28 protein-coding genes are annotated in these 24,958 nt (G+C 68.9%); 20 read left to right on the top strand and 8 right to left on the bottom strand.

Going from position 1 to position 24,958, the window contains the following annotated elements; translation table 11 throughout:
- Nucleotides 1-133: 133 nt before the first annotated feature.
- From ACFOWZ_RS19915 to ACFOWZ_RS19905, 3 genes are all read left to right on the top strand, one after another.
- Nucleotides 134-1,135 carry a methionine synthase gene (locus tag ACFOWZ_RS19915; RefSeq protein WP_382374508.1) on the top strand — a complete coding sequence of 334 codons (1,002 nt, stop codon included), beginning with the start codon at nucleotides 134-136 and terminating at the stop codon, nucleotides 1,133-1,135.
- A gap of 91 nt (nucleotides 1,136-1,226) precedes the next feature.
- Nucleotides 1,227-3,080, top strand: coding sequence for a glycoside hydrolase family 9 protein (locus tag ACFOWZ_RS19910; RefSeq protein WP_382374506.1), 1,854 nt, complete (start codon nucleotides 1,227-1,229; stop codon nucleotides 3,078-3,080).
- A gap of 56 nt (nucleotides 3,081-3,136) precedes the next feature.
- Nucleotides 3,137-4,255 carry a hypothetical protein gene (locus ACFOWZ_RS19905; RefSeq protein ID WP_382374504.1) on the top strand — a complete coding sequence of 373 codons (1,119 nt, stop codon included), beginning with the start codon at nucleotides 3,137-3,139 and terminating at the stop codon, nucleotides 4,253-4,255.
- Here the strand turns inward: ACFOWZ_RS19905 and ACFOWZ_RS19900 are convergent.
- Nucleotides 4,242-4,721: a GNAT family N-acetyltransferase gene (locus ACFOWZ_RS19900; protein WP_382374502.1), complete on the bottom strand. Its 480-nt coding sequence runs from the start codon at nucleotides 4,719-4,721 to the stop codon at nucleotides 4,242-4,244. The two genes, ACFOWZ_RS19905 and ACFOWZ_RS19900, sit on opposite strands and share 14 nt — an antisense overlap.
- Before the next feature lie 66 nt (nucleotides 4,722-4,787).
- Here ACFOWZ_RS19900 and ACFOWZ_RS19895 point away from each other — a divergent pair, with 66 nt between their 5' ends.
- The 7 genes from ACFOWZ_RS19895 to ACFOWZ_RS19865 all read left to right on the top strand — a co-directional run bounded on the left by ACFOWZ_RS19895 (nucleotide 4,788) and on the right by ACFOWZ_RS19865 (nucleotide 10,290).
- Entirely contained in the window at nucleotides 4,788-5,312 is a 525-nt protein-coding gene (locus tag ACFOWZ_RS19895; RefSeq protein WP_382374500.1) for a hypothetical protein, read from the top strand.
- Nucleotides 5,313-5,329: 17 nt separating this feature from the next.
- Nucleotides 5,330-5,848 (top strand): LppU/SCO3897 family protein, encoded by a 519-nt coding sequence (locus ACFOWZ_RS19890; protein ID WP_382374498.1) that lies wholly within the window; start codon nucleotides 5,330-5,332, stop codon nucleotides 5,846-5,848.
- On the top strand, nucleotides 5,845-6,402 hold the full coding sequence (locus ACFOWZ_RS19885; protein WP_382374496.1) for a YdeI/OmpD-associated family protein: 558 nt from the start codon (nucleotides 5,845-5,847) through the stop codon (nucleotides 6,400-6,402). Before ACFOWZ_RS19890 ends, ACFOWZ_RS19885 begins: the two co-directional genes overlap by 4 nt.
- Before the next feature lie 5 nt (nucleotides 6,403-6,407).
- Nucleotides 6,408-7,061 carry a hypothetical protein gene (locus ACFOWZ_RS19880; protein WP_382374494.1) on the top strand — a complete coding sequence of 218 codons (654 nt, stop codon included), beginning with the start codon at nucleotides 6,408-6,410 and terminating at the stop codon, nucleotides 7,059-7,061.
- Between the two features lie 33 nt (nucleotides 7,062-7,094).
- Nucleotides 7,095-9,203: an NAD-dependent DNA ligase LigA gene (gene ligA, locus ACFOWZ_RS19875; protein WP_382374492.1), complete on the top strand. Its 2,109-nt coding sequence runs from the start codon at nucleotides 7,095-7,097 to the stop codon at nucleotides 9,201-9,203.
- Complete coding sequence (locus ACFOWZ_RS19870; protein ID WP_382374490.1) at nucleotides 9,196-9,696, top strand: GNAT family N-acetyltransferase; 501 nt, start codon at nucleotides 9,196-9,198, stop codon at nucleotides 9,694-9,696. Before ligA ends, ACFOWZ_RS19870 begins: the two co-directional genes overlap by 8 nt.
- Nucleotides 9,697-9,762: 66 nt before the next feature.
- Nucleotides 9,763-10,290 carry a hypothetical protein gene (locus ACFOWZ_RS19865; protein ID WP_382374488.1) on the top strand — a complete coding sequence of 176 codons (528 nt, stop codon included), beginning with the start codon at nucleotides 9,763-9,765 and terminating at the stop codon, nucleotides 10,288-10,290.
- On the opposite strand, the gene ACFOWZ_RS19860 is transcribed toward ACFOWZ_RS19865, so the two are convergent.
- Nucleotides 10,276-10,695, bottom strand: coding sequence for an SWIM zinc finger family protein (locus tag ACFOWZ_RS19860; protein ID WP_059362690.1), 420 nt, complete (start codon nucleotides 10,693-10,695; stop codon nucleotides 10,276-10,278). The two genes, ACFOWZ_RS19865 and ACFOWZ_RS19860, sit on opposite strands and share 15 nt — an antisense overlap.
- A 38-nt stretch (nucleotides 10,696-10,733) precedes the next feature.
- On the opposite strand from ACFOWZ_RS19860, the gene ACFOWZ_RS19855 reads away from it, so the two are divergent.
- The gene (locus ACFOWZ_RS19855) at nucleotides 10,734-11,168 is read left to right on the top strand and encodes a GNAT family N-acetyltransferase (protein WP_382374485.1); all 435 of its coding nucleotides are present in this window, start codon (nucleotides 10,734-10,736) and stop codon (nucleotides 11,166-11,168) included.
- Here ACFOWZ_RS19855 and ACFOWZ_RS19850 read toward each other — a convergent pair.
- Together ACFOWZ_RS19850 and ACFOWZ_RS19845 are read right to left on the bottom strand one after the other, a co-directional pair.
- Nucleotides 11,165-11,389: a hypothetical protein gene (locus ACFOWZ_RS19850; RefSeq protein WP_030467871.1), complete on the bottom strand. Its 225-nt coding sequence runs from the start codon at nucleotides 11,387-11,389 to the stop codon at nucleotides 11,165-11,167. The genes ACFOWZ_RS19855 and ACFOWZ_RS19850 overlap by 4 nt on opposite strands.
- A gap of 76 nt (nucleotides 11,390-11,465) precedes the next feature.
- A complete protein-coding gene (locus ACFOWZ_RS19845) occupies nucleotides 11,466-11,588 on the bottom strand; it encodes a hypothetical protein (protein WP_382374483.1) in 123 nt (40 codons plus the stop codon).
- Nucleotides 11,589-11,647: 59 nt separating this feature from the next.
- On the opposite strand from ACFOWZ_RS19845, the gene ACFOWZ_RS19840 reads away from it, so the two are divergent.
- Nucleotides 11,648-12,331, top strand: a complete 684-nt coding sequence (locus ACFOWZ_RS19840; RefSeq protein ID WP_382374481.1) for a 3-keto-5-aminohexanoate cleavage protein — start codon at nucleotides 11,648-11,650, stop codon at nucleotides 12,329-12,331.
- Here ACFOWZ_RS19840 and ACFOWZ_RS19835 read toward each other — a convergent pair.
- Nucleotides 12,328-12,981, bottom strand: coding sequence for an ACT domain-containing protein (locus ACFOWZ_RS19835; RefSeq protein WP_382375105.1), 654 nt, complete (start codon nucleotides 12,979-12,981; stop codon nucleotides 12,328-12,330). The two genes, ACFOWZ_RS19840 and ACFOWZ_RS19835, sit on opposite strands and share 4 nt — an antisense overlap.
- A 230-nt stretch (nucleotides 12,982-13,211) precedes the next feature.
- Between ACFOWZ_RS19835 and gatC the strand changes: the two genes are divergently transcribed.
- From gatC to ACFOWZ_RS19800, 7 genes are all read left to right on the top strand, one after another.
- Entirely contained in the window at nucleotides 13,212-13,511 is a 300-nt protein-coding gene (gatC, locus tag ACFOWZ_RS19830; RefSeq protein WP_030467875.1) for an Asp-tRNA(Asn)/Glu-tRNA(Gln) amidotransferase subunit GatC, read from the top strand.
- Nucleotides 13,508-14,992, top strand: coding sequence for an Asp-tRNA(Asn)/Glu-tRNA(Gln) amidotransferase subunit GatA (gene gatA / locus ACFOWZ_RS19825; RefSeq protein WP_382374478.1), 1,485 nt, complete (start codon nucleotides 13,508-13,510; stop codon nucleotides 14,990-14,992). Before gatC ends, gatA begins: the two co-directional genes overlap by 4 nt.
- Nucleotides 14,989-15,186, top strand: coding sequence for a hypothetical protein (locus tag ACFOWZ_RS19820; protein WP_207310891.1), 198 nt, complete (start codon nucleotides 14,989-14,991; stop codon nucleotides 15,184-15,186). Before gatA ends, ACFOWZ_RS19820 begins: the two co-directional genes overlap by 4 nt.
- Complete coding sequence (gene gatB / locus ACFOWZ_RS19815; protein WP_382374476.1) at nucleotides 15,183-16,685, top strand: Asp-tRNA(Asn)/Glu-tRNA(Gln) amidotransferase subunit GatB; 1,503 nt, start codon at nucleotides 15,183-15,185, stop codon at nucleotides 16,683-16,685. Before ACFOWZ_RS19820 ends, gatB begins: the two co-directional genes overlap by 4 nt.
- 184 nt (nucleotides 16,686-16,869) lie before the next feature.
- Entirely contained in the window at nucleotides 16,870-17,151 is a 282-nt protein-coding gene (locus tag ACFOWZ_RS19810) for a hypothetical protein (RefSeq protein ID WP_382374474.1), read from the top strand.
- An 82-nt stretch (nucleotides 17,152-17,233) separates the two neighbouring features.
- Nucleotides 17,234-19,807 (top strand): CHAT domain-containing protein, encoded by a 2,574-nt coding sequence (locus ACFOWZ_RS19805; RefSeq protein WP_382374472.1) that lies wholly within the window; start codon nucleotides 17,234-17,236, stop codon nucleotides 19,805-19,807.
- A 188-nt stretch (nucleotides 19,808-19,995) separates the two neighbouring features.
- The gene (locus ACFOWZ_RS19800; RefSeq protein ID WP_382374470.1) at nucleotides 19,996-22,482 is read left to right on the top strand and encodes a M14 family zinc carboxypeptidase; all 2,487 of its coding nucleotides are present in this window, start codon (nucleotides 19,996-19,998) and stop codon (nucleotides 22,480-22,482) included.
- Nucleotides 22,483-22,548: 66 nt separating this feature from the next.
- Here the strand turns inward: ACFOWZ_RS19800 and ACFOWZ_RS19795 are convergent, their stop codons facing one another.
- Genes ACFOWZ_RS19795 through ACFOWZ_RS19785 form a run of 3 tightly spaced genes read right to left on the bottom strand, consistent with a single transcriptional unit; the run spans nucleotide 22,549 to nucleotide 23,854 of the window.
- Nucleotides 22,549-22,908, bottom strand: coding sequence for a VOC family protein (locus ACFOWZ_RS19795; protein ID WP_382374468.1), 360 nt, complete (start codon nucleotides 22,906-22,908; stop codon nucleotides 22,549-22,551).
- A complete protein-coding gene (locus ACFOWZ_RS19790; protein WP_382374466.1) occupies nucleotides 22,905-23,273 on the bottom strand; it encodes an SgcJ/EcaC family oxidoreductase in 369 nt (122 codons plus the stop codon). Before ACFOWZ_RS19790 ends, ACFOWZ_RS19795 begins: the two co-directional genes overlap by 4 nt.
- Nucleotides 23,270-23,854, bottom strand: coding sequence for a hypothetical protein (locus tag ACFOWZ_RS19785; protein ID WP_382374464.1), 585 nt, complete (start codon nucleotides 23,852-23,854; stop codon nucleotides 23,270-23,272). Before ACFOWZ_RS19785 ends, ACFOWZ_RS19790 begins: the two co-directional genes overlap by 4 nt.
- A gap of 64 nt (nucleotides 23,855-23,918) precedes the next feature.
- On the opposite strand from ACFOWZ_RS19785, the gene ACFOWZ_RS19780 reads away from it, so the two are divergent.
- Nucleotides 23,919-24,860 carry a LysR family transcriptional regulator gene (locus tag ACFOWZ_RS19780; protein ID WP_382374462.1) on the top strand — a complete coding sequence of 314 codons (942 nt, stop codon included), beginning with the start codon at nucleotides 23,919-23,921 and terminating at the stop codon, nucleotides 24,858-24,860.
- Nucleotides 24,861-24,958 lie beyond the last annotated feature (98 nt).

Genomic DNA, 24,958 nt, shown 5'->3' with positions numbered 1-24,958 from the left:
GTCGCGGTCCTGCGCCACGTGCAGGGAGGTGCTCACACGCTCAGCACCTGCTCAATCACGGTAAGTGGCCTAGACCATAGCGTCAATGGGTCTAGACCTCTTCTGTCTGCCGGACAGTGGAACAATTCGGCGGGTGCGTGGAGCCACTGGAATCGGATCGCTGCCCGGAACCGACATCGACGAGGCGGCGCGGGTCGTCGTCGGTGAGCTGCCGGAGCTGCCGCACGTGCCCGAGCTGCCGGCGCGGGGCGTCGGCGCGGACATGATCGGCCGCACCGCCGGCCTGCTCGTCGACCTCGCGATCGAGGTCATCACGTCCGGTTATCGCGTCACCGCGCGTCCCGGCCGTGACCACCGGCGTGCCGTCGACCTGTTGCGCGGCGACCTGGACGCGTTCGACGAGGCCCTGGAACGGGCGGGCGCGCAGCCGGAGACGGTCAAGGTGCAGGCGGCCGGGCCGTGGACGTTGATGTCGAACATCGAGCTGATGCGCGGCCATCGCGTGCTCACCGACCACGGCGCGGTGAAGGAGTTCTCCGAGTCGCTCGCCGAGGGGCTGCGGCAGCACGCGGCCGAGATCGCCAAGCGCACCAGGGCGAAGGTCGTGGTGCAGCTCGACGAGCCGGGACTGCCCGCCGTGCTGCAGGGCCTGCTGCCGACGCCGTCGAAGCTCGGCACCGTGCCCGCCGTGCCCGAACCGGACGCCCGTGCGGTGCTCGCCACCGTGATCGAGGCGTTGAAGGACCACGAGGTGATCGTCCACTGCTGCGCGCCGCAGCCGCCGTTGACGCTGCTCAGGGAGGCAGGTGCGGCCGCGATCGCGTTCGACGTGTCGTTGATCAAGGGGGCAGAGGCGCTCGACGAGATCGGCGAGACCTGGGAGGCGGGCACGACGCTGGCGCTGGGCCTGGTGCCGAGCACCGACCCCGGCGCGCCCGTGACGTTGAAGGAGGTCGGGCAGAGGGCGTTCACACTGGTCGACCGTCTGGGCTTCCCCCGCTCGATCCTCGCCGAGAAGGCGCTGCCCACTCCGACGTGCGGGCTAGCGGGTGCGACGGCCAGTTGGGTCAAGCGTTCGCTCTCGTTGACCCGTGATCTCTCCTCGGCATTTTTGGAGCCGCCAGAGGGCTGGTGATGTCCGGTTTGGGCGGCTAGTCTGCTGCGAACTATTAGGAAACTTTCTTAACCGAGGGCCACCGCCGCGGCCTGGACCGGGAGTTCCGAACATGCGCATCAGACGTGCGGCCCTGGTCGCCGCAGTGCTCACAGGCGTGGTCGTGGCGCCTGCTCAGGCGGCCCCCGCCGGGCACATCAGGCTGGACCAGATCGGTTTCGGCACCGCCGAGGCGAAACACGCCTACGTGCTCGGTGGTGCCGCGAACACCAAGTTCACCGTGGTCGACAGCTCGGGCAGGACCGTGCTGACCGGCAGGACGGGCGCCTCGACGGGCTCGTGGAGCGACAGGTTCCCCGCGGTGCACCCCATCGACTTCTCGGCGTTGAAGACGGCGGGGACGTACCGGATCAAGGTCGGTTCGGCCACCTCGACGGCGTTCAGGATCGACTCGCTGGCCCGGTTGTTCCAGCCGGTCGCGAACAACACCGTCGAGTTCTTCCAGGCCCAGCGCGATGGTGCGTCCGTCATCCCCGGCCGGTTGAACCGCAAGCCCGCGCACCTCACCGACCGCGACGCGATGGTCTACGAGGAGCCGGTGTTCAAGGGCGAGGGCGGCGACCAGATCGCGGCGCCGCTGAAGGCGACTGGTGTCAAGGTCGACCTCGAGGGCGGCTGGTTCGACGCGGGTGACTTCGTGAAGTTCACCCACGCGTCGTCGTACTCGACCGCGTCGATGCTGCTGGCGTTGCGCAACAAGCACAACGACGCCCTGTACGAGGAGGCCAAGTTCGGCCTCAAGTGGCTCGACAAGGCGTGGGACGAGAAGACCGGCGTGCTCTACGCCCAGGTCGGCATCGGCACCGGCTCCGAGGAGTTCGGCTTCGTCGGCGACCACGACGTGTGGCGCCTGCCGGAGGCCGACGACAAGCTCGACGTGAAGCCGGGCGACAGCCAGTACTACATCAAGTACCGGCCGGTGTTCCGCGCGAACAAGCCGGGCGAGAAGATCAGCCCGAACCTGGTAGGGCGCGTGGCCGGTTCGTTCGCTCTGGCAGCGCAGATCGAGTCGCGTCGCAACCCGCGCCTTGCTTGTCAGTACTTGGAGAAGGCGGCATCTCTCTTCGCGCTGGCCAAGACTTCGGATGTCGGCGAGCTCGTGACGGCGTTCCCGCACGCGTACTACCCCGAATCGTCGTGGGCCGACGACATGGAGTTCGGCGCGACCCAGCTGGCGTTGGCCGCGAAGGCGTTGAACGACAGGCGTTACGGCGAGTTCGCGCGCGCCGCCTCGCACTGGGCCAAGGAGTTCTTCGCCACCGCCGACCCCGACACGTTGAACGTCTACAACATCTCCGCGCTCGGCCACGCCGACCTCGCCCCGTTGCTGCGCAGGGGCGTTCCCGGCGCCGAGGTGACCGAGGCGCAGGTCGTCGGTGACATCAAGCGCCAGCTGCAGCAGGGCGCTTCCGCGGCTCAGTCCTCGCCGTTCCGCACGGCTGCCAACGTCGAGACCTGGGACGTCGGCTCGCGCACGTTCGGCTTCATCACGACCGCCGCGCTGTACCAGAAGCTGACCGGCTCCCGGGACTACCAGACGTTCGGCACGCAGCAGCGCGGTTTCGCCCTCGGCACCAACGCCTGGGGCACGTCGCTGATCGTCGGTGTCGGCGCGAAGTTCCCCGAGTGCCCGCACCACCAGGCCGCGAACCTGTCCGGTTCCCCGAACGGCGGCTCGAAGGTGCTGGTCGGCGCCGTGATCAACGGTCCGAACGACGCCTCCCTGTTCACCGACCTCGGCGAGATGCCGCCGGGTTCCGTGGACTGCACCAAGCCGTACACGAAGGAGTTCGACTCCGCGAAGTCCGTGTTCGCCGACGACCTGAGGTCGTGGCCGAGCTCCGAGCCGGCCATCGACTTCACGGCGACGGGCGTGCTGGGCTTCTCGCTGATCGCGTCGAGCTGAGTGGCGCCGGCGCGGGTCCGGGTGTCCAATTCGGACTTGTGCTCAGGCTCGCGCTGGTGCTTCTGCTCTTTTCCGCGGGTACGGCCGAGGCCCTGCCTTCGAAGGCCTCCTGCCGAGTTCCCGGCGTGCACGACCCGGACGTGATCCGGGCCGTGCACGCCGTCGGTCTTTCGCTGCGGGTCAGCGACAAGGTGATGCTCGCCGGCTTCGAGGCCGGCTGGGTCGAGTCGCACATGAACAACCTCGCGTGCGGCGACCGCGATTCGCTCGGGGTGTTCCAGCAGCGGCCGTCGATGGGCTGGGGCACACCCGCGGAGATCATGGACGTGTCGTATGCGGCCCGGCGGTTCTTCGAGGCCGCGGTGAAGGTGGACCGGCCGGAGCTGAGTGCGGGGCTGCTCGCCGACGCGGTGCAGCGGTCGTGCTGTCCGGAGCGCTACGACCAGGCCGTGGACCGGGCCTCGTTCATGCTGCGCCAGGCGTGGCAGGGCGGGCCGGAGGTCGCCGAGGGCGCGGTTCATGTGGTGTCCGACGGTGATGTTCGTGCCGACGATGTTGTGTTGAGTCGCTTTGGTGACTTCGTCGGGAGGCCTTCGGTGGCCGGGCGGTTGGTGTTCGCGCGGACGGCTCGGGGTGAGGTGCGGGTGCTGGCCGGTGGGGTGTGGCGGTCGGTGGCTTTTGGGGTTGGAGGGGATCCCGAGGCCGTTGTTCGTCCTGATGGGACGGTTGAGGTGTACGCGGTGATGGCGGACGGGAGCGTGGCGAAACTGTCGGACCCGTCTGCGACGATTGGGATGGGGGGTGTCTCCCCCCAGGGGGCCCGCCAGTCCGGATCGATTCCGCTCAGCCCGCCGGGGTTCGCGGTCGGCAAGCCGTCGGCGATCGCGCACCCCGACGGGTCCGTCTCGCTCTACGTGCGATCTGGTGGGGCGCTCGTGGCCAGCGCGAACGGTGCCTGGCGCGAGATCGCGCAAGGTCTCGAAGGCTCGCCCGAGGTGGTGCTCCGTCCTGATGGGACGGTCGGCGTGCACACCCTGATCGGCGGCCGCGTGCACCGCCTCGGCGTGGGCTGGGAGCCGTTGAGCGAGACGAGGTTCATCGACACCGTCTCAGCACTCCCGGACGGCACGATCTACGCGCGCAAGTCCGACGGCACGGTGCTCAAAGCCGGTTGAACGGCTCCGCGTACCGGAACGCGCCCGCCGGCACCTCGCCGAACAGCCGGGCCTGGAAGTGCGGCTCCCACTCGGGAACCGGCGGCGTGATCCCGAACTCCGAGGCGAGCCGGAAGCCGAACCGCGAGTAGTAGGCCGGGCTGCCCAGCAGGATGACCGCCTGCTCACCACGTGCCTCGGCCGCGCCCAGAACGGCGTGCATCAGCGCCTTGCCGACACCGCGCCCCTGATGGTCCGGGTGCACGGCGATCGGCCCGAGCCCGAGCGCCGGGAAGTCGCCGATGTACCCGCGCGTGCACACGACGTGGCCGATGACGCCGTCGGCGACCAGCGAGAGCTCCGGGATCCAGCCCTCGTCCTCGCGCAGCCAGTCGATCAACGGAGCTTCGGGGCCGTTCTTGAAGGCGAGGTCGGTGACTGCACGGATGGCGTCGACGTCTGCGGGCGTTTCCCGGCGGATCAGCATGTGCGGACTCTGCCTGGGCAACACGACCGTGCGCCACTCATAATTCGCCTGGAAGAGGGGGAGCTCATGAGGCGTTGGTGGCCGTTGCTCGTGCCGGTGGTCGTGGCGGCGTTGGGGTGGTTCCTGCTCGGCGGGACGGAAACGCTTGCGGGCACCGCGACCGGCATCAAGCCGGTCAAGCTGGACCGGTGGGAGTCGGCGCAGATCGGCGACTGCGTGTGGCTGGACGAGGCGGGCACGCTCTTCCGGGTCGACTGCCGGACCGGCTACGCCGGGCAGCGGGTGGTGTTCCACAACGACCCCCTGACGGCTTGCCGCGACGCGGACGCGTACGTGTGGCTGCAGCAGGACGACCACTCGCCCCGGTTGTGCATGGTCCTGAACGCCAACACCGGTGACTGCTTCTCCGGCGTCCTCAACCGGACCTCCTACATGGGGCAGGCGGTCAAGGTCGAGTGTGCGACGGCGACGGCCGAGATGAAGGTGTTGATGGCCGGGACCTACGACTACACCGCCCGGTGTCCGGAGGAGACGACTTTCGCCCACCGGTACCCCTATCCGCCGATCCTGCTCTGCATCAAGACGTACTGAGCGCCATAATGCGCGTCGTGGTCGTGAGACAGACCGTGATGGTGTGCGTACTCGCCGTGGTGGCCTACCTCGGGTTGTGGTGGGCTTTCAGCTCGGACGAACCGTCGCCGGCGGCACCGGAGTCCATGTTCCTCACCGACTACTCGAAGGCGGAGAAGGGCAGTTGCGTCAGGTTCAACGGGCCCGGCGAGGACGACCTCGGGCTGACCGTCATCGACTGCAAGGGCGAGCGGGCCGCGTTGAAGGTCGGGACCGTGCTCGGCGGGACGAGTGCCGAGTGCCCGCGCGGTGAGTACAAGGTGTTGCGCGACACCAGGCACAACGCCGCGCTGTGCCTGCTGCCCAACGCCGAGCGGGGCGACTGCTTCGAGCTCGACACCGAGGACCTGCAGCGGTCGGTGGTGTCCAAGTTCGACTGCGCGGCGCCGCGGGTGAACGTGCAGGTGGTCGGCATAGCTGAAGAAAGTTGCCCCGAAGAGGCCGAACTCGGTGTTCCCTATGAGGAGATGACGCTCTGCCTGAGGAGGGTGCGTTGATCATCTTCGAAGGCCCCGCCGAGTTCGACGCCTGGCTGCACGAGCACGGCGCGAGCGAGACCGAGCTGTGGATCAAGTACGCCAAGAAGGGCTCGGGGCTCAGGACGATCACCTACGACGAGGCGCTGGACGTCGCGTTGTGCCACGGCTGGATCGACGGGCTCGTGCGGTCCATCGACGAGACCTACTACTCGCAGCGGTGGACGCCGCGGACACCGCGCAGCAAGTGGTCCAAGCGCAACTGCGGCAAGGTCGAGGCGCTGATCGCGGCGGGCCGGATGCTGCCGGCGGGACTCGCGGAGATCGAGAAGGCCAAGGCCGACGGGCGGTGGGAGGCGGCGTACGCGGGTCCGGCGACGATCCAGATGCACGACGACCTGCGCGCCGCGCTGGACGCGAATCCGGCGGCCGCCAAGGCTTTCGAGACGTTGAACAGCCAGAACAGGTACGCGATCCTGTTCCGCGTGCACGACGCGAAGAGGCCGGAGACGCGGCAGAGGCGCATCGCCCAGTTCGTCGACATGCTGGCCGAGGGGCGCAAGCTCTACCCTTGAGAATCATGAAGTGGTTCCGCCGCCGCAAAGCCGAAGACGCCGTCCCCGCCCACCTCCCGAACGCGGAGGAGGCAGCGCTTCGGTTCTGGGAGCGGTGGTTCGAGCTGGTACCGGTGGTCAGCGCGGCGCTCGGCGACGGCGAGCCGCACCGCGTCGAGGACGAGCTGCAGGAGCTCGTGCGCGCGATGCACCCGGACCTCGTGTTCTCGCTCGAGCAGGGGCACATGGCGATGTACGCGCTGGTGATCACCGGTCAGGAAGACCCGCGGCTGCGGCCCTACACCGACGCGTGGATCAACGCCGCGCCGCCCGCCGACATGGTGTGGGAGTTCCACGACTCGGTGCCGCCGGTGCCGGACCCGACCGAGGTGGTCGTGAACCTCGGTGAGGTCAAGATGCGGCTCGGCGACTACCGCGTGGTGGCCCAGGTGGACGGTGATGTCGTCGACGTCGCGGTGTACCACCCGGCGCTCGCCGAGCTGAGCGACCGGCAGCGGCAGACGATGACGTTCCTGCCGCTGGACGTCACTCTCGGCGAGCGGCTGGCGGGGGAGCGGTTGCGGCGCGTGGAGACCGCGCAGCTGGAACCGGAGGGCACGATCAGCCTGCTGGAGCTCCGTTCACTCGTCCGGACACTGGCTCAGGTCGCGGACGACTGAAAACTGTCAGACCTGGTCACTAAGCTGTGGGACGTGACCAGCGAGAGCCTTGAAGACGTCCCCGCAGAGGTGCGCGAGCGGCATGCCGTGCTCGCGGAAGAGGTGCGCTCGCACCAGTTCCGCTACTACGTGCTGGACGACCCGACCGTCACGGATGGTGAGTTCGACGCCCTCCTCAAGGAACTCGAGGCGCTGGAGGCGGAGCATCCGGGTCTGGCCACACCGGACTCGCCGACGCAGCTCGTCGGCGGCACGTTCTCGACCGAGTTCAAGGCGGTCGACCACCTGGAGCGCATGCTCAGCCTCGACAACGTCTTCACGCAGGACGAGCTGACGGGCTGGTTCGAGCGCGTCCGGAAGGACATCGGGGAGGGCACGCACTTCTTGTGCGAGCTGAAGATCGACGGCCTCGCGATCAACCTGCTGTACGAGAAGGGCAGGCTGACGCGCGCGCTGACCCGAGGCGACGGCCGCACCGGCGAGGACGTGACGCTGAACGTCCGCACGATCGCGGACGTGCCGGTGGTCCTGAAGGGTTCCGACGAGTACCCGGTGCCGGACCTCGTCGAGGTGCGCGGTGAGGTCTTCTTCGCGGTCGACGACTTCCTGGCGTTGAACGCCTCCTTGGTCGAGCAGGGCAAGCCACCGTTCGCGAACCCGCGCAACACGGCCGCGGGTTCGTTGCGGCAGAAGGACCCGAAGGTCACCGCGTCGCGCAAGCTGCGGATGATCTGCCACGGCATCGGCAAGACCGAGGGCTTCGAACTGGCCCGTCAGTCGCTCGCGTACGAGGCGCTCAGGTCGTGGGGTCTTCCGGTTTCCTCGCACACCAAGGTGCTCACGGATCCGGCCGGGATCCGCGAGCACGTCGAGTACTGGGGCGAGCACCGGCACGACGCGGTCCACGAGATCGACGGCGTGGTGATCAAGGTCGACGAGGTGGCGCTGCAACGGCGCCTGGGGACGACGTCGCGGGCTCCGAGGTGGGCCATCGCGTACAAGTACCCGCCGGAGGAGGCCACCACGACGTTGCTGGACATCCAGGTCCAGGTCGGCCGCACCGGCCGGGTGACGCCGTTCGCCCTGATGGAACCGGTGAAGGTCGCGGGCTCGACGGTCGCGCGCGCCACGCTGCACAACGGGTCCGAGGTCAAGCGCAAGGGCGTGCTGATCGGCGATCGCATCGTCATTCGCAAGGCGGGCGACGTGATCCCGGAGGTGCTGGGTCCGGTGCTGGCCGCGCGCCCCGCCGACGCGCGCGAGTTCGTGATGCCGACGCGGTGCCCCGAGTGCAACGCCGAGCTGCGTCCGATGAAGGAGGGCGACGTCGACATCCGTTGCCCGAACGCCCAGACCTGCCCCGGCCAGCTGCGCGAACGCCTGGCGTACCTGGCCTCCCGTTCCGCGCTGGACATCGAGGTGCTCGGCTACGAGGCCGCTGCCGCGATCACCGAGTCCACCGTGTACACGAACGAGGCCGACCTGTTCGACCTCGACGCCGAGGCGTTGAGCCAGATCGAGCGCTTCAAGACGAAGAACGGCGAGCTCTCCGCGAACGCGCTGAAGCTGCTGGACAACCTCGAAGCCGCCAAGTCCCGTCCTCTGTGGAGGGTGCTGGTGGCGCTGTCGATCCGGCACGTCGGGCCGACCGCCGCCCGCGCGTTGGCGCTGCAGTTCGGCTCGATGGACGCGATCCTCGCCGCCGACGAGGAGGTGCTGGCCGGCGCGGAGGGCGTGGGCCCGACGATCGCGACGGCCGTCGTCGAGTGGCGTGAAACGGAGTGGCGTCAGGAAGTCGTCGAACGGTGGCGTGCGGCGGGCGTGCGGATGGAGGACGAGCGCGACGAGTCCATCACCCGCAACCTCGAAGGCCTGTCCATCGTGGTCACCGGCTCGCTCACCGAGTTCTCGCGCGACTCGGCCAAGGAGGCCGTCCTCGCTCGCGGCGGCAAGGCTGCCGGTTCGGTCTCCAAGAAAACAGCTTTCGTGGTGGTGGGCGACTCGCCAGGATCCAAGTACGACAAGGCCATCTCCCTGAAGGTCCCGGTGCTCGACGAGGCGGGCTTCCGAGTCCTGCTCGAACAGGGCCCGGACGCGGCGAGGGAGGTGGCCGTCATCGGGGAAGAGGGGACAGATGGCTGACCTGATCATCCGCCCGGCCACGGAAGCCGACCTGCCCGCGGTCGGCTCCGTGACGGTCGAGGCGTACCAGGTGGACGGCTTCGTCGGCGCCCACGACGACTACGCCCGCATCCTCGCCGATGCCGCGGCACGCCACCGCGAAGCCGAAGTGCTCGTCGCGGCGGACGACACCGGCGCTGTGCTGGGCACGGTGACGGTGGTCCTGCCCGGCACGCCCTACGCCGAGATCTCCCAGCCGGGCGAGCTCGAGTTCCGGATGCTGGCCGTCTCCTCGGCCGCGCGGGGCAGGGGCGTGGGCGAGGCCCTGGTGCGCGCGGTGATCGACCGCGCGCGGTCGGCCGGCATCGGCAGGGTCGTGCTGTCGTCCTCGGAGAAGATGCTGGCGGCGCACCGGCTGTACGAGCGCCTCGGCTTCACGCGCCTGCCGGAACGCGACTGGATGCCGTTGCCCGACGTCAAACTGAAGGCCTACGCGTACGGGATGCCGCTCTGAGCGCAACCACCCGCGGTGCCGGGCGTCCACCGGACAGCACTGGTGACCGCGAACGGGGGTTCGCGCATGAGACCTGCCGCACTGTTCCTGCTGATCGTGGTGCTGACCGCTGCCTCGACCGCACCGGCCCATCTGCCGGACCACGAGCGGCAGCAGATCGCGGAACTCGCCCAGCGCTACCTCCAGCACCGGGCGGACAAGGTCACGAACAGCCCTCAGGTCGCGGGCTTCGGCGTGGCCACGACCGACTCGCTGGCCGCGGGGCTGCGCGACGACGAACGAAAACTCCGCGCCCGCAACGCGTTGTACAGCTCGCTTCCGGGCCGCGGCTACTCCCGCGCCGTCGTCAGCACGACCCTGCGACGGCTCCACGTCGACCCGGACGGCAGCGTCGTCGTCCACGTCCGCGAGGTGACAGAGCTGCACTTCGCGAGAACCGGATCCGTGACGCACTCCACGTTCTCGATGACCACTGTGCTGGTCTTCGACCGCACCGCCACCGGCTGGGTGCTGGCGGCCGCGATCAGGCCACCGGGCACCGCGTGTGGCATGCCGGCGGAAACGGAGTTCTGCGGCCACCTAACCGAGCGATGACACGATCCGCGCCCGCAGCTTCAGGTCTCCGGCGGCCTGGTCGTAGAGCAGGTCCCGCAGCACCTCCGCGGGCAACGCTCTCAGCACGTCCCGCAGCTCCACGTCCTCCGCGTCCGGCGGCGGCACGGTCTCGCCCCGGTCCAGCAGCACCAGCCCGACCGCCACGCAGTGCTTGCAGAAGAATCCCTCCGACCCGTGCGGGCAGCTGCACGCGCCCACCAGGTGCGTCCCCGACCAGGACAGCTCCACCGCGTACGCCGCCTCGTCGCTGCCGCGCACCCGAGCCGCCACGTGCCGGCTGTGCACCCGCAGGGACAGCACGGCGTCGCGGTAGGTCAGGCCGCGCCAGTACGACTTGGTGCCCGCGCGGTGCAGCAGCAGCTCGGTGGTGAGATCCGTCGACACGGGGGTCATCCAACCGGGTGACCGCAGAAAGGATCAACATGATCGCGATCAGCCCGCTCCGACCCGCGGACCGCGCGAGGTGGCAGGAGCTCTTCGAGGGGTACAACACCTTCTACGAACGCACGCTGCCAGCGGAAATCTACGACGAGAAGTGGGAAGCGTTCCAGCAGAACGAAACCATCCACGCCCTGTGTGCCCGCGACGAGACCGGTGTCGTCGGCATCACGCACTTCTTCAAGCACCCCAGCACGTCCGGCCCGGACGTCTGCTACCTGCAGGACCTCTTCACCGCCCCCGAGGCGCGCGGCCGTGGCGTCGGCGGCGCGCTCATCGAGGCGGTGACCGAGTGGGCGAAGCAACGCGACTGCGCCCGCGTGTACTGGCACACCAGCGAGTGGAACGAGACCGCCCGCCGGCTCTACGACCAGGTCGCGGAGAAGACGCCCTTCGTGCACTACCGAATCGTGCTCTAGCGAGCCGTCGACTCCAGGTCGAGCAACGTCACGGCGGCGCGGAAGTACTTGTTGGTGCCCAGGTCACGCACGGTCTTGATGTTGAACGCGGCCTTCAGCTTCTCCGCGTCGCCCGCGCTCACGCCCTGCAGCGCGTCGACGGGGGCGTCCAGGATCTCGTTGAGCGGGAGGTTCTCGTAAGCCTTGTCGAGGAGCATGTCGAGGTTCACGGTGATGGCCATGATCTTCTTACCTCCTGAAGGTGGGGCGATCACCGCCGATTCTGGTGCCAGATCACGGAACCCGCAGAACGTGGCGTCACCGCTTCCGGCGCGTGAGGGCCACGACGATCACACCCGCCACCGCGAGCACCCCGGCCGCCCCCAGCACCAGATCTCCTGCTGCCAGGTCGGATTGGGCGAGAGCCAGGGCCAGTCGCATGCCTTCAAGCTAGCCCTTGGAGCAGCGCGACCGCGAGGTTTGTGTGGGACCGTGGAACCGTGCTGCAAGCCTGTCTGAACGGCTCCCGCACAGCCGAGGAGCACCCGGCCCTGCCGCTCACCGCCGAGCGCCTGGCCGAGGACGCCGCCGACGTCGCCGCGCTCGGTGTCACCTCGGTGCACCTCCACCCGCGGGACGTCATCGGGGCGCCCACGCTGGCCGGTCCGGAGATCGCCGGGACGATCGCCACGGTCAGGGCGGCTGTGCCGGGTATCGAGATCTGCGTGTCGACGGACGTTCCCGGCAGCCGCACCGCCCTCATCGCCAGTTGGGCGGCGCTCGCGGCGGGCAGGCCCGACGTCGCCGGCGTGCACGTCACAGAACCCGGCTGGCGGCACCTCGCCGAAGCCCTGCACCAGGTCAACGTCGGCGTCGAACTGGTCGTGGAAGCGCCGGTTGAGCTCGAAGAACTGCCCGCGGGGACCAGTCGGATCACGGTGAGGGCGACCGCGCGGACGGCGGAAAGTCTGCTGGAACGGGTGGAACCGCTCGGTCTGCCGATTCTGTTGCACGGCAGGGACGACGACGCCTGGCTCGTGTTCGACTACGCCGCACGGCTCGAACACAGCGTGCGCATGGGGCTGGAGGACACCCTGCGCATGCCCGACGGCCGCACGGCCAGGAACAACGCCGAGCTGATCGCGATGGCCCGGCGGAACCAGAAGACCAAGGCGCCCGGTTAGTCGGGCAGCACCACGGCGACGATCCCCGCCAGGTGCGCGAGGCGTGCCACCTCGGCCGCGCGGAACATCGGGCCGCCCGGTCGTCCCACGACCAGCACGCGGTCCGGCTTGCCCAGCGGGGTCGCGGCCAGCTCGGTGCCCAGCTCGCGCCAGGTCTCCGGCACCCACTCCTCCTCGCCGTCGAGCACGGTCGCGCGCTCCAGCGGGAACCACGGCACGTTCGCCATCCGCGTCTCCGGGGCCGCCGCCGACGATGTCAGCCGGTTGATGCCGGTGCCCTCGGGGCCGACGACGACCGCCCAGCCCGCGCGGATGATCTTCGGAACGCCCTCGGTGAAGACCTCGAGGCCCTTGTGCGGTTCCTCGGCGATCTCCTCGACCAGTTCGAGCTCGCGGTGGGTGTCGAGAATTCCGGCGTACGGGCGGACCGCGTCGACCTCGACGCCGTCCACGGACTCGGCGGCGGTGATCAACGTGTCGGGCAGGCGGCCGGACGGCAGCTCCACCACCAGGTCGTCGATGGCCACGCCGGAACCGCGTTCCACCACGTCGACGCTGAGTATGTCCGCCCCGATCTCGCCCAAAGCCGTTGCGACCGCGCCGAGGGTGCCGGGACGGTCCGGGAGCTGGACCCGGATCAGGAACGACAAGGTGAACGCCTCCATAGCTCGTGCGTGAGACCCCGCGTCTCGCGCCGTTGCCGGTCGGTGATTCTCGCAGACGGATCCTCAACGCATGACCCGCTGTCCGCGTTGCGAACCGGTTAAGTTGACGTGCCGGTCAACCATAGAGGCGGTAACCCGTTCGAAGGCGCGCCTGACCAGCCCATAGACTCACGGGGTTCCCGATTCGTATCCCGACCCTACGGGGGTTGACAGGAGTGCCCAGCATCTCCCGCGACGAGGTCGCGCACCTGGCGAAGCTCGCCAGGCTGGCCGTCACCGAGGACGAGCTCGACTTGTTCGCCGGCCAGCTCGACGTGATCCTCCAGTCGGTGGCTTCCGTTGGCGACATCGCCACGGCCGACATCCCGCCGACGTCGCACGCCGTTCCGCTGACCAACGTCTTCCGCGAGGACGTGGTCCGTCCGAGCCTCGGTCAGCAGCAGGCGCTCTCCGGCGCTCCTGAGGCCGAGGACGGCCGGTTCCGCGTGCCCCGCATCCTGGGTGAGGAAGCATGACCAACGACCTGATCCACGCCACCGCGGCCGAGCTCGCCGCGAAGATCCGCAGCGGTGAGGTCTCGTCCGTCGAGGTCACGCAGGCCCACCTGGACCGCATCGCCGAGACCGACGGGAAGGTCAACGCCTTCCTGCACGTCGACACCGAGGGTGCGCTCGCGCAGGCCCGCAAGGTCGACGAGGCCGTCAAGGCCGGTGAGACCGTCGGAGCGCTCGCGGGTGTCCCGCTGGCGCTCAAGGACGTCATGACCACCGAGGGCGTGCCGACGACTGTCGGGTCCAAGATCCTCGAGGGCTGGCTGCCGCCCTACGACGCGACGGTGACCCGCAAGCTCAAGGAAGCCGGCGTCGTCATCCTCGGCAAGACGAACATGGACGAGTTCGCCATGGGTTCGTCGACCGAGAACTCGGCGTACGGCCCCACGCACAACCCGTGGGACCTCGACCGCATCCCCGGCGGCTCCGGCGGTGGCTCGTCCGCGGCGCTCGCGGCGCACCAGGCCCCGCTCGCGATCGGCACCGACACCGGTGGCTCGATCCGCCAGCCCGGCGCGGTCACCGGCACCGTCGGCGTGAAGCCGACCTACGGCGGTGTGTCCCGTTACGGCCTTGTGGCGTTCTCCAGCTCGTTGGACCAGGCCGGTCCGTGTGCGCGCACGGTGCTCGACGCCGCGCTGCTGCACGAGGTCATCGCGGGCTACGACCACATGGACTCCACGTCCATCAACGCGCCCGTGCCGCCGGTCGTCGCCGCTGCCCGCGAGGGTCTGAGCGGTGACCTGTCCGGTCTGCGCATCGGTGTCGTCACGCAGTTCCAGGGCGAGGGCTACCAGCCCGGCGTGCTGCGCAGCTTCCAGGCCGCCGTGTCGCAGCTCAAGGAGCTCGGCGCGGAGATCGCGGACGTGTCGTGCCCGAGCTTCGACTACGCGCTGCCCGCCTACTACCTCATCGCGCCGAGCGAGTGCTCGTCGAACCTCGCCCGGTTCGACGCCATGCGCTACGGCCTGCGCGTCGGCGACGACGGCACGCGCAGCACCGAGGAGGTCATGTCGCTGACCCGCGAGGCCGGCTTCGGCCCCGAGGTCAAGCGCCGCATCATGATCGGCACGTACGCGCTGTCGTCCGGCTACTACGACGCGTACTACGGCTCGGCGCAGAAGGTCCGCACGCTGATCACGCAGGACTTCGCGAAGGCGTTCGAGAACTTCGACGTGCTCATCTCGCCGACCACGCCGACCACGGCGTTCAAGATCGGTGAGCGCGCGAACGACCCGATCGCCATGTACAAGGCGGACCTCTGCACGATTCCCGCGAACCTCGCGGGCACCCCGGCCATGAGCGTCCCGAGTGGTCTGTCCGATGAGGACGGTCTGCCGGTCGGCCTGCAGATCATGGCTCCGGCGCTGCAGGACCACCGCATGTACCGCGTCGCCGCCGCTTACGAGGCCGCGCGCGGCGCGTTCGGAGGTCCGTCGCTGTGAACATCAAGAAGGCAAGGGGCCTCCTCGGCCTCGCGGGCGCTGTCGCGGGAGCCGTGGGAGCGTTCTCCGGCTTCCGGAACGCCCGTGCGAAGAACGACAAGCTGCTCTTGGCGAACGCGATCGCCAGCATCGCGGTGGCGGTCACCGGTGCGGCGCTGGCCGTTCGTGCTCTGCGGAAGGACGAGTTGGCATGACCTCACTGGTGGAGCTGATGGACTACGACGAGGTCATCGAGAAGTACGACCCCGTCCTGGGCCTCGAGGTGCACGTCGAGCTGCACACCAACACGAAGATGTTCTGCGGCTGCGCCAACGAGTTCGGCGGCGAGCCGAACACGCACACCTGCCCGACGTGCCTCGGCCTGCCGGGTTCGTTGCCGGTGGTGAACGGCAAGGCCGTCGAGTCCGCGATCCGCATCGGCCTCGCGCTGAACTGCGAGATCGCCGAGTGGTGCCGGTTCGCGCGGAAGAACTACTTCTACCCGGACATGCCGAAGAACTTCCAGACGTCGCAGTACGACGAGCCGATCGCCTTCAACGGCTGGCTCGACGTGACGCTGGACGACGGCGAGGTCATCCGCGTCGAGATCGAGCGCGCGCACATGGAGGAGGACACCGGCAAGTCGCTGCACGTCGGTGGCGCCACCGGTCGCATCCACGGTGCCGAGCACTCGCTGCTCGACTACAACCGCGCCGGCGTGCCGCTGATCGAGATCGTCACGAAGATGATCCCGGGCACCGGCCGCCGTGCCCCCGAGGTCGCCCGTGCGTACGTCACGGCGCTGCGCGACCTGCTCAAGGCGCTCGACGTGTCCGACGTCCGCATGGACCAGGGCTCGCTGCGCTGCGACGCGAACGTGTCGCTCAGCCCGAAGACCACCGGCGCCCTGGGCACCCGCACCGAGACCAAGAACGTCAACTCGCTGCGCAGCGTCGAACGCGCCGTCCGCTTCGAGATGACGCGTCAGGCCGCGGTGCTGGAGTCGGGCGGCGAGGTCGTCCAGGAGACCCGTCACTTCGACGAGTCCTCTGGCAGCACCTCTTCTGGCCGCAAGAAGGAGACGGCGGAGGACTACCGCTACTTCCCGGAGCCCGACCTGGTCCCGATCGCGCCGTCGCGCGAGTGGGTCGAGGAGCTGCGCGGCACGCTGCCGGAGCTCCCGTGGGAGCGCCGTGCGCGCATCCAGAAGGAGTGGAACCTCACCGACGAGGTGCTGCGCGACCTGGTCAACGCGAACGCCCTGGACCTCATCGAGGCCACCGTCGTCGCGGGCGCGAAGCCGGACGAGGCCCGCTCCTGGTGGGTGTCGTACCTGGCCCAGCAGGCCAACACCCGCGGCGTCGAGCTGACCGACCTGCCCATCACCCCGGCCCAGGTCGCACGGGTCATCGAGCTGGTCAACACCGGCGCGCTGACCAACAAGCTCGCCCGTGAGGCCGTCAACGGCGTCCTGGAGGGCGAGGGCTCCCCGGACGAGGTCGTCGAGAAGCGCGGCCTGAAGGTCGTCTCGGACGACTCGGCGCTGGAGAAGGCCGTCGACGAGGCCCTCGCGGCCCAGCCGGACGTGGCCCAGAAGATCCGCGACGGCAAGATCCAGGCGGCCGGCGCCATCGTCGGCGCGGTCATGAAGGCCACCAAGGGTCAGGCCGACGCGGCGCGCGTTCGCGAGATCGTGCTCGCACGCTGCTCGTAGATACATAATCGAAGCAAGAATCACAAAGGGTCACCTGTTCGTGCAGGTGACCCTTTGTGATCTTAGGCCGACCGAGTGGCTGTTAGCTAAATGAGACGCATACCCGTAGCTGTGTGTGCCACCCTCTTTGACGCACCCATCTGGGGGGATGGGAACCAATAGTCCAAACGAGGGGGGAAACCTCATGAGTGGCCAGCGCGAAGGTTTGATCGGCGACATCTTCAACAAGGTCAAGGACCTGATCACCGACGACAACCCGAACCCGAACCCGACGCCTCCTCCGCCTCCTCCGGCGCCTGCCCCGACGCCGGCGCCGCAGCCGGGGCCGCCGGTCACGCCGCAGTGCTGTGGCCAGACTCCGATGTTCGTGGGAAACGCCGAGGACCTGAACTCCGACGCGCCGAAGCAGCACGACGCGGACTGCCCGAACCACCCGGACAACCTGGCCAAGGAAGTAGTGGCCTAGTCACACTCCGCGCTGTCCGCCACCACGCCCTGCGCCTGGATGGCGGACAGCGCCATTCGGGTGTATGTGGTGTGATGATCACATGCCCGCTCGTGCCCTGGAAAGAGCGCGCGAGTTGTACCAGAAGGCATGGACGGAGCAGGACCACTACCGGTTCCCGTCCGCTATCCGCCTTCACAAGCGTGCACTCGTGCACGCCGATCGCGCGCCTGACAGTCCGGAACGGACGGAGCTGCGGGTCCGCATCCTGTACTGCCTCGGCGCGGCCACCGGGGAAACCAGCGGCCTGGACAGCGCCGTCGAGTTCTTCGACCAGGCGCGCCAAGAAATCGAGCGGCTTGAAGACCCTCGGTTGCGCGTCCTGCTGAAGGGCTCTGCCGACTACTACCAAGCCTGCATCATCCTGCGCATGGGGCAGCCAGAGCAGGCGGTCCCTTGGTTCGACCCGTTCATCGACCTCGCCGAGAACGCATTGCAGACCGCGCTCGAACATGTCGACGCGGAGTGGGTGAACCGGCTCGCGGCCTCGTTGATCTCCAGGGCCCTCGCCAACGCGGCCATCCGCCGCAGCAAGGCCGCCATCAGCGATCTCACCCGTGTGGCCGTCCTGAGCGGTGAGCACAGCCTGGACAGGCTCTACCCCTACGTGATCGCGGCGCTCGCCAACACCTACAAGCAGAGCGGGCACGTGATCGAGGCTCTGCGGCACTACGAGGAAGCGGAGCGTCTCTACCTCGCGCACGACAAGCCGTCGCTGCTGGCGAGTTCACGGCTGCTGCACGCGGAATGCCTGCTGATGGTCGGCATGTCCGACCACGTCGGCCGCATGCTCGACGAAGCGTTGCCGGTGCTGCGCAAGAACAAGGTCAGCCAGGACATCGCCGAGGTCGAGATGTACCGAGCGTCCGCGGCGCTCATGGACGACCAGTTCGACCTCGCCCGTCGCATGGCGAAGGCGTCCATGCGCAAGCTGGAGAAGCGCGGCAGCACGTGGTGGATGATGGCCGCGCTGATCGAGCTCTGGGCGCACGCGATGCAGGTCAAACGCGTCACGAACGCGTTGGTGCAGAAGGCTTTGGCCCTTTCCGAGCATCTCGCGGCCAACCACCTGATCGACGAGGCCAGGCTGGCCGGAGTGCTCGCGGTCCGGCTCCAGGTGCGCAGGCGGCGGATCGCGGAGGCCGAGGAACTGCTCAGCCGGCTGCCTGCCCCGCGTGCCGTCACGCCGCTCGACCACCGCATGCAACGCCGGCTCGTGCTGGCCGAACTCGCGCTGGCCAAGGGCGATCGCCGCGCCGCGTTGACGCACGCGCGCAAGGGACTGGACGAGCTCGGCCGGGTGCGCGACCAGCTCGGCGGCTTGGAGCTGGTGTCCGCGACCGCCGTGCACGGACGTGAGCTGCGTGAGCTCGCGATCCGGCTGGCGCTGGAGAGCGATGACGCCCGTCAGGTGTTCGTCTGGCTGGAACGCACCCGAGCCCAGGCCTACCGCTACGAACCGCAGGAACTGATCGAGGACAGCGAACTCGCGGAACGCATCGCCCAGGTGCGCGGGCTCGGGCGTGAGCTGATGCGCGCCGGTCTCGACGGCCGGCCGACCACCGAGCTGCGCAACGAGCTGGTGAAGGCGCAGCGCGAGGCGACCAGGCTGGGCTGGCACTCGCAGCGGTGGGGCCGCACGCGTCCGATGGCGACGATCAACGAGGTGATCGCCGAGCTGGGTGAGCGCGCCATGGTCAGCTTCGTGGTGTCCGGCGGAACCATGGTGGCCGTGGTGGTCGCGGCCGGCCAGGTGCGAATGGTCCGGCTCGGTGACGCCCACGACGCGCTGGAAGGGGCCCAGAAGCTCCACATCGACCTCAACGCGCTGGCCCCCGACTACCTGCCGCCACCGCTCGTCGAGGTGATCGGCGGGTCGGCGCGCAGGCAGGCGGCCGCGCTGGACGCGTTGCTGATCAAGCCGCTGATCCACCTCATCGGCGAGCGGGAGCTGGTCGTCGTCCCGACCGGTCCGCTGTACACGGTGCCGTGGGGTGTCCTTCCGAGCCTGCACGGACGTCCCGTCGTCACGGCGCCCTCGGCGACGGCCTGGCTCACGGCGACCCAGGCCGAGAAGCCGAAGACCGATCGGGTGCTGCTGGTCCAGGGCCCGAGCCTGCAGTTCGCGGACGGCGAGCTGGACCGGCTCGCCGCGTTCCACGACAGCGCCACCGTCCTCGCGGGTGAGGACGCGACCGCCGCGAAGGTCCTCGAAAACCTCGACGGCGCGGATCTCGTGCACGTCGCAGCCCACGGTGAGCACGAGAACGAGAACGCGTTGTTCTCCCGTCTGGAGCTCGTCGACGGTTCGCTGTTCGCCTACGAGCTGGGGCGTCTCCGCAAGCCGCCCGCTCACGTCGTCCTGTCCGCCTGCTCACTGGCGTCGAACCGCGTCCGCCCGGGAGACGAGGCCCTGGGGTTCGCCGGTGCGATGATCGCCGGCGGCACGAGGACCGTCATCGCGGCGTCCAGCAAGGTCGGCGACGAGATGAGCGCGGCCGCGATGGCCGACTACCACCGGGCGTTGGTGGCCGGGGCGGCCCCGGCTGTCGCGCTGGCGGAGGCGATGGCGAAGGACCCCTTCCGGAGGCCTTTCCTCTGTCTGGGGTCGGGCTAGGCCGTTCGAGTGGTTGTCTCACGACCACCGAAATGAACGCGCAGGTCAGTGGTGACTTCTGCCCCGCTGGTGGATGCGGTTGGTGAACTTCTCTCGCTAGGCTGCTGGTTCGAGTCTTGACCGAGGGGATCAACGGCCCGCCTATCGGCTCTAGTCGGTACGCGGGCCGTTGTGCAAGAAACGACCGCATGCGCAGAACTCTGCTCGCTGTTCTCCTGGCGGTCACCGCGGCGGTGGCGGCGCCCGTCAACGGAACAGCACAACCGTCGAATCCAGACCGAGAACCCGGAAACGGCCCCGAGCGCAATGAAGTCGCGGCCGTGGACAGCGCTTTCACGGCGCAGCTGGTGCAGGCCCAGGGGGAGAACCGGGCCGACCGCTACCAGGGCTACCCGCGCCGGACGGCCCTCCGCACGTATCCGGAGAACCCGGCCGACAAGACCATCAAGCTGAACCTGGCGCCGTACCACTCGCTGGCGCCGAAGCTGAACGCGTTGCAGCAGAAGAGCAACCGGATCTCGGTCGAGGTCGTCGGCCAGTCAGGACTCGGCCGCGACCTGTACCTCGTCACGCTGACCGCGCCCGAGAGTCCCCTGCAGACCCGGTTGCAGGAACAGTTCCGGGCGAGCATCGAAGAAGGACGCAAGGTTCCGGCGGGCCTCTACAAGGCGCCGGTCTGGATCAACAACAACATCCACGGCGACGAGTGGGAGGGCACTGACGGCGCGCTCAGGGTCATCGAGCACCTCGCCACGAGCAACGACGCGGCGACCAAGAACCTCTTGCAGCGCAGCAGGATCTACTTCAACCTCACCGCGAACCCCGACGGCCGCGTCGCCGGCACGCGGCAGAACAACGCGGGTTTCGACCTCAACCGCGACTTCGCCACGAGCTCGCAGCCCGAGAACCGGGCCATGCGTGAGATCGTCGAGAAGACCCAGCCGTTGATGATGCTGGACGAGCACGGCTATGTGGACAACACGCTCATCGAGCCCACCACTCCGCCGCACGGCCAGAACTACGACTTCGACCTCTACGTCAAGCACGGGTACGCGAACGGCCTCGCGATGGAGAAGGGCGTGCAGGCGCTGGGGCACCCGGAGGCCGCGAAGCCGGAGATCCCGTTCCGCGACTACGACCCCGGCGTGTGGGACGGCTGGGCGCCGATCTACACCGCCCAGTACTCGATGTACCACGGCGCCATCTCGTACACGATCGAGATCCCGCAGCAGGTCAACCGGCAGGCCTACGACACCCTGCCCGCGGCCGAGCTGCAGCGCCGGGCGAAGATCAACACCGACGTCGCCGAGTCGACCATCAAGACCACGATCGACTACGTGGACGACCACCGCGCCGACCTGATCTCCAACCAGACCGAGATGTTCCGCCGCGGCAAGGCGGGGGAACCGCAGCGCGAGATCCCGGACGGGTTCGTGCCCGGCTTCGGCCCGGAAGACCGCTACCGCACGGAGTTCCCGCGCGCCTACGTGATCACGAACGACCGCTCGGCACCGGCGGCGGCCCGGCTGGTCGACCACCTCGTCGCGCACGACGTCCGCGTGGAACGGGCCGAGAGGCCGTTCACGTTGGGAGGTAAGCGTTATCCGGCCGGGTCGTACGTCGTCGACATGCACCAGCCGAAGCGTGCGCTCGCGAACGTGATGCTGGAGCAGGGCAGCGACATCAGCGCCAAGGTCCCGGTGATGTACGACATCTCCGGCTGGAGCCACCGGTTGCTCTGGGGCGCGTCGATCGACATCTACAAGAACGGCCCGTTCCACTTCAACGGCAAGGACGTCGTCGCGGCGGCCCCGACCGGTGACGTGGACGGGGCTCCCGGCGCGGACCTCGCCCTGACGTTGAACGACGCCAAGGACGCGGGCGCCGTCAACGACCTGCTCGGCCGCGGCATCGCGTTGCGCCGCCAGGACGACGGCACGATCGTGGTCCCGGCCGCCGAGAGGCTCGCCGCGAAGGAGGTCGCCGATCGCTACGGCGTGCGGTTCACCACCGCCAAGCCGGGCGGAACGGCGTTGCAGCGCAAGGTGATCGCGGCCGCGGTCGGCCCGGACGAGCTGCAGGTGCTGCGCGAGTCCGGTTTCGACGTCCGCACGATCTCCACCACCGTGCTCAACGCGGGCTTCGACTGGTCGCGGATCGACGTGCTGTTCGTGTCGTCGGGCCTGAACTACCCGCAGCTCAACGCCAGCGCCAAGGCAGGCCTCGACGAGTTCCTCAAGCGCGGCGGAGTCGTCACGCGAGGAGCGACGGGCAGCAGGTTCAACGTCGACGCCAAGCTGCTGCAGGCCACCCCGGTCGCGGGCTGGGAGGACGCCAACGGCGTGGTGAACGTCGTCAACGGCACCGGCCCGGTCGGCACCGGCGCGCTGCCGCACTCGTTCGTCTACTCCCCGCAGTGGTTCACGAACCTCGGCGCGGGCGTGACGGTCGAGCAGCGCTACGGCAGCACGGTGATCGCCGCGGGTCACTGGCGTCCGCGCGACAACGGCACCGGCGGCCAGGACGCCGCCGCTGGCCAGGCGGCAGTCGTCTCCGGCACCGCGTCCACCGGTGCCAAGGTCGTCCTCTTCGGCACCGAGCCGATGTTCCGCAACCACCCGAAGGGCCTCTACGCCCAGGTCGCACGAGCCATCTTCTGGACGGGCACGCGCTAGCCGGAAAGTAACGCGGGGGCCTTTCGTTTCCTTCTGGGGAACGCGGGGCCCCCGCGTGCACTCAGATCAGAGGCTTGGCGGGAGGTAGCCGTGGGCTGAGAGGTCGAACCAGTTTCCCTCGGGGTCGATGGCTCGGTACTCGGCGAACGGGCGGTCGCCGCCGCGCAGAGCGGGGCGGGGCTCCAAGGAGTCGAGGTACGGGGCGACGTTGTCGACGTGGAACCCGAAGTGGTTGAAGCCGGTCGGCACGTCACCGTCGAGGCGCTGCTGGATCAACGCCAGGTTGATGTACCCGTCGGTGACGAAGTGGCTGCCGTCCGGGTCGGTGTGGAACAGCTCCATCCCGAACCGCGAGGTGTAGAAGTCGGCCATCTCCTTCGCGTCCTGCACGACGAACGCGATGTGCCGCAACCGGGGCCTGGTCATGACTTTCCTTTCGGGATCATGTTGTGGAACGCGGCGATCTCCCACCCGTCGGCGCGCTGGACGACGACGGCCTGCGCGTGGGTGGTGATCCCCGCCGGGGCGATGGAAGACGTGACGTGCACGAGCGAGATCCCGTCGGCCAGCGGCTTGATCAGGCTGATCTCGGCGGTCAGCTTCGTGTCGCGGTACGGCCCGGCGAAGAGCAGCGCGTGACCGGCGGCGACCGCACGCCGCCCGTACAGCTCCTCGCCCCGCACGGTCACGAAGTCGACGTCCTCGGCGAAGACGCCGGCGAACACCGCGGCGTCGCCGAGTGCCCAGCCCTGCTCCATGCGCCGCCAGAGCGCGTAGATCTGTTCTGTCATGAGTGGTTCATCCTCAACGGCAGGCGCAGGCACTCGGCGTCCCACGCGGCGAGCGAGTAGTAGAGGCCGCCATAGCGGCGTTCGAGGTAACAGACGACGTTCACGGGCCATCCGCTGTTGCGGAACATGTGCTCGTCCATCGGCGTCGGGTGGTCGCTCAACGGCCGGTCGCGCTCGCACTCGGGCCCGAGGCGGTGCCAGTCCGGGTGCAGGTGGATCGAGCCGAGCACGTCGAGATCCCGGGCGTCCGCCGCGCGGGTGATCGTCAGCAGGTCCGCGGGATCGAGCCACCACGCCCGCACCGGGTTCTCGTACGCCGTGCCGAACCGCGGCACGATCGTCGACGCGAACTCCTCGCGTGCCGAAGGGTCGGTCAGCCGCGCGTTGCGGCCGAACGCGACGTCGGAGACCACGACCTCCGAGCCCGCCGCAAGACCCAGCAGGACCGCGAAACACGGTCTCGGCTCGTCCTCGGTGATGAACGAGTATTCGGCGGACGCGGCCTCCAGAAACGCTTTCAGTGCGCGATCCGAAAACAGCACCGCATCGGTGCGCGCCGGACGCTCGGCCAATTCCATCACGCAGCCGAACGTATCGATTGCGAAGGGTGTTCGGCCTATTACATTCAGCGATAACATCGGCCGCATGCGTCTCGACGTGCGGCATCTCGAACTGGTCGTGGCGATCGCCGACTGCGGGAGCCTGCGCAAGGCCGCCGCACGTCTGCACCTCACCCAGCCAGCCGTGACGACGCAGCTCAAACGCATCGAGGACCACCTGGGCGGGGCGCTGTTCCTGCGCGCGGCCGACGGCGTGCGGCTCACCCCGGCCGGCCAGGACTTCGTGCAGGAAGCGCGGTCGATGCTGACCCAGCTCGTCACGCTCGAACGCGTCACGCGCCGCAACGCGCACAGCCCCTGCGCTCCCACCAGGATCGCCGGAATCCCCGCCTATCACTTCGGACTGCTCGTGAGCGCGTTGAAAGACAACGTCACGAGCCGCACCATCAAGGAGACCGGCACGCTCACCGCGTTGCTCACGACCGGCGAACTCGACGTGGCGGTCATGCGTCAATTCCCCGGTACTCCGCTTTCGCTTCCGCCGAACGTCGGGCACCGCCTGCTCACCCGGGAACCGCTGTTCGTCGGCGTGCCGGAGCACCACCCGTACGCGCAGGAGACCGAGGTCCCGCTGGAAGCGCTCGCCGACGACAAGTGGGTCATGCCCGAGCCGGACGACAGCGGCATGAACGCCCACTTCGCCCGCGAGTGCGCGGCCTCAGGGTTCGAGCAGCGGATCGCGCACTTCAGCAGCGAGGCGCACGTCGCGTTGACGTTGATCAGGGAGTCCGCCGCGGTCTGCCCGCTCTACCCGGTCGGCAGCACCCCGCCCGGTGTCGCGCGGCTGCCGATCACGGGCAATCCGCTGTTCCGCGAGGTCGTGCTGGCGTGGCGGGTGGACGCACCGGTCGCCGTGCGGATCGACGACCTGTGCCGGCAGGTCGCGGCCGGCTATCTCAGGCTGGTCGAGGAGAGCGAGGTCTACTCGCGCTGGTGGCGCGACGGAGGAGAAGCCTTCGCCAGCTAGTGCCGGTCACGGCACCAGCGCCTGTATCGAAGTAGAGCGGCTTCAGGCCTACCGGACATATTTTTTGGCGCGAAAAGCACGTCCGGGCCATCTATCGG

Source organism: Lentzea rhizosphaerae, from assembly GCF_042649515.1.
Taxonomy (GTDB): domain Bacteria; phylum Actinomycetota; class Actinomycetes; order Mycobacteriales; family Pseudonocardiaceae; genus Lentzea; species Lentzea aerocolonigenes.
This window is presented reverse-complemented; position numbering and strand designations above follow the sequence as displayed.

Excerpts from the sequence above, each read along its gene's own strand:
- ACFOWZ_RS19845 (WP_382374483.1), bottom strand. The coding sequence starts at position 11,588 with ATGCGACTGGCCCTGGCTCTCGCCCAATCCGACCTGGCAGCAGGAGAT.
- ACFOWZ_RS19900 (WP_382374502.1), bottom strand. The coding sequence starts at position 4,721 with ATGCTGATCCGCCGGGAAACGCCCGCAGACGTCGACGCCATCCGTGCA.
- ACFOWZ_RS19795 (WP_382374468.1), bottom strand. The coding sequence starts at position 22,908 with ATGACCAGGCCCCGGTTGCGGCACATCGCGTTCGTCGTGCAGGACGCG.
- ACFOWZ_RS19865 (WP_382374488.1), top strand. The coding sequence starts at position 9,763 with ATGAGACCTGCCGCACTGTTCCTGCTGATCGTGGTGCTGACCGCTGCC.
- gatB (WP_382374476.1), top strand. The coding sequence starts at position 15,183 with ATGACCTCACTGGTGGAGCTGATGGACTACGACGAGGTCATCGAGAAG.
- ACFOWZ_RS19805 (WP_382374472.1), top strand. The coding sequence starts at position 17,234 with ATGCCCGCTCGTGCCCTGGAAAGAGCGCGCGAGTTGTACCAGAAGGCA.
- ACFOWZ_RS19790 (WP_382374466.1), bottom strand. The coding sequence starts at position 23,273 with ATGACAGAACAGATCTACGCGCTCTGGCGGCGCATGGAGCAGGGCTGG.
- ACFOWZ_RS19880 (WP_382374494.1), top strand. The coding sequence starts at position 6,408 with ATGAAGTGGTTCCGCCGCCGCAAAGCCGAAGACGCCGTCCCCGCCCAC.
- gatA (WP_382374478.1), top strand. The coding sequence starts at position 13,508 with ATGACCAACGACCTGATCCACGCCACCGCGGCCGAGCTCGCCGCGAAG.
- ACFOWZ_RS19855 (WP_382374485.1), top strand. The coding sequence starts at position 10,734 with ATGATCGCGATCAGCCCGCTCCGACCCGCGGACCGCGCGAGGTGGCAG.
- ACFOWZ_RS19910 (WP_382374506.1), top strand. The coding sequence starts at position 1,227 with ATGCGCATCAGACGTGCGGCCCTGGTCGCCGCAGTGCTCACAGGCGTG.
- ACFOWZ_RS19850 (WP_030467871.1), bottom strand. The coding sequence starts at position 11,389 with ATGGCCATCACCGTGAACCTCGACATGCTCCTCGACAAGGCTTACGAG.
- ACFOWZ_RS19810 (WP_382374474.1), top strand. The coding sequence starts at position 16,870 with ATGAGTGGCCAGCGCGAAGGTTTGATCGGCGACATCTTCAACAAGGTC.
- ACFOWZ_RS19800 (WP_382374470.1), top strand. The coding sequence starts at position 19,996 with ATGCGCAGAACTCTGCTCGCTGTTCTCCTGGCGGTCACCGCGGCGGTG.
- ACFOWZ_RS19780 (WP_382374462.1), top strand. The coding sequence starts at position 23,919 with ATGCGTCTCGACGTGCGGCATCTCGAACTGGTCGTGGCGATCGCCGAC.
- ACFOWZ_RS19895 (WP_382374500.1), top strand. The coding sequence starts at position 4,788 with ATGAGGCGTTGGTGGCCGTTGCTCGTGCCGGTGGTCGTGGCGGCGTTG.
- ACFOWZ_RS19870 (WP_382374490.1), top strand. The coding sequence starts at position 9,196 with ATGGCTGACCTGATCATCCGCCCGGCCACGGAAGCCGACCTGCCCGCG.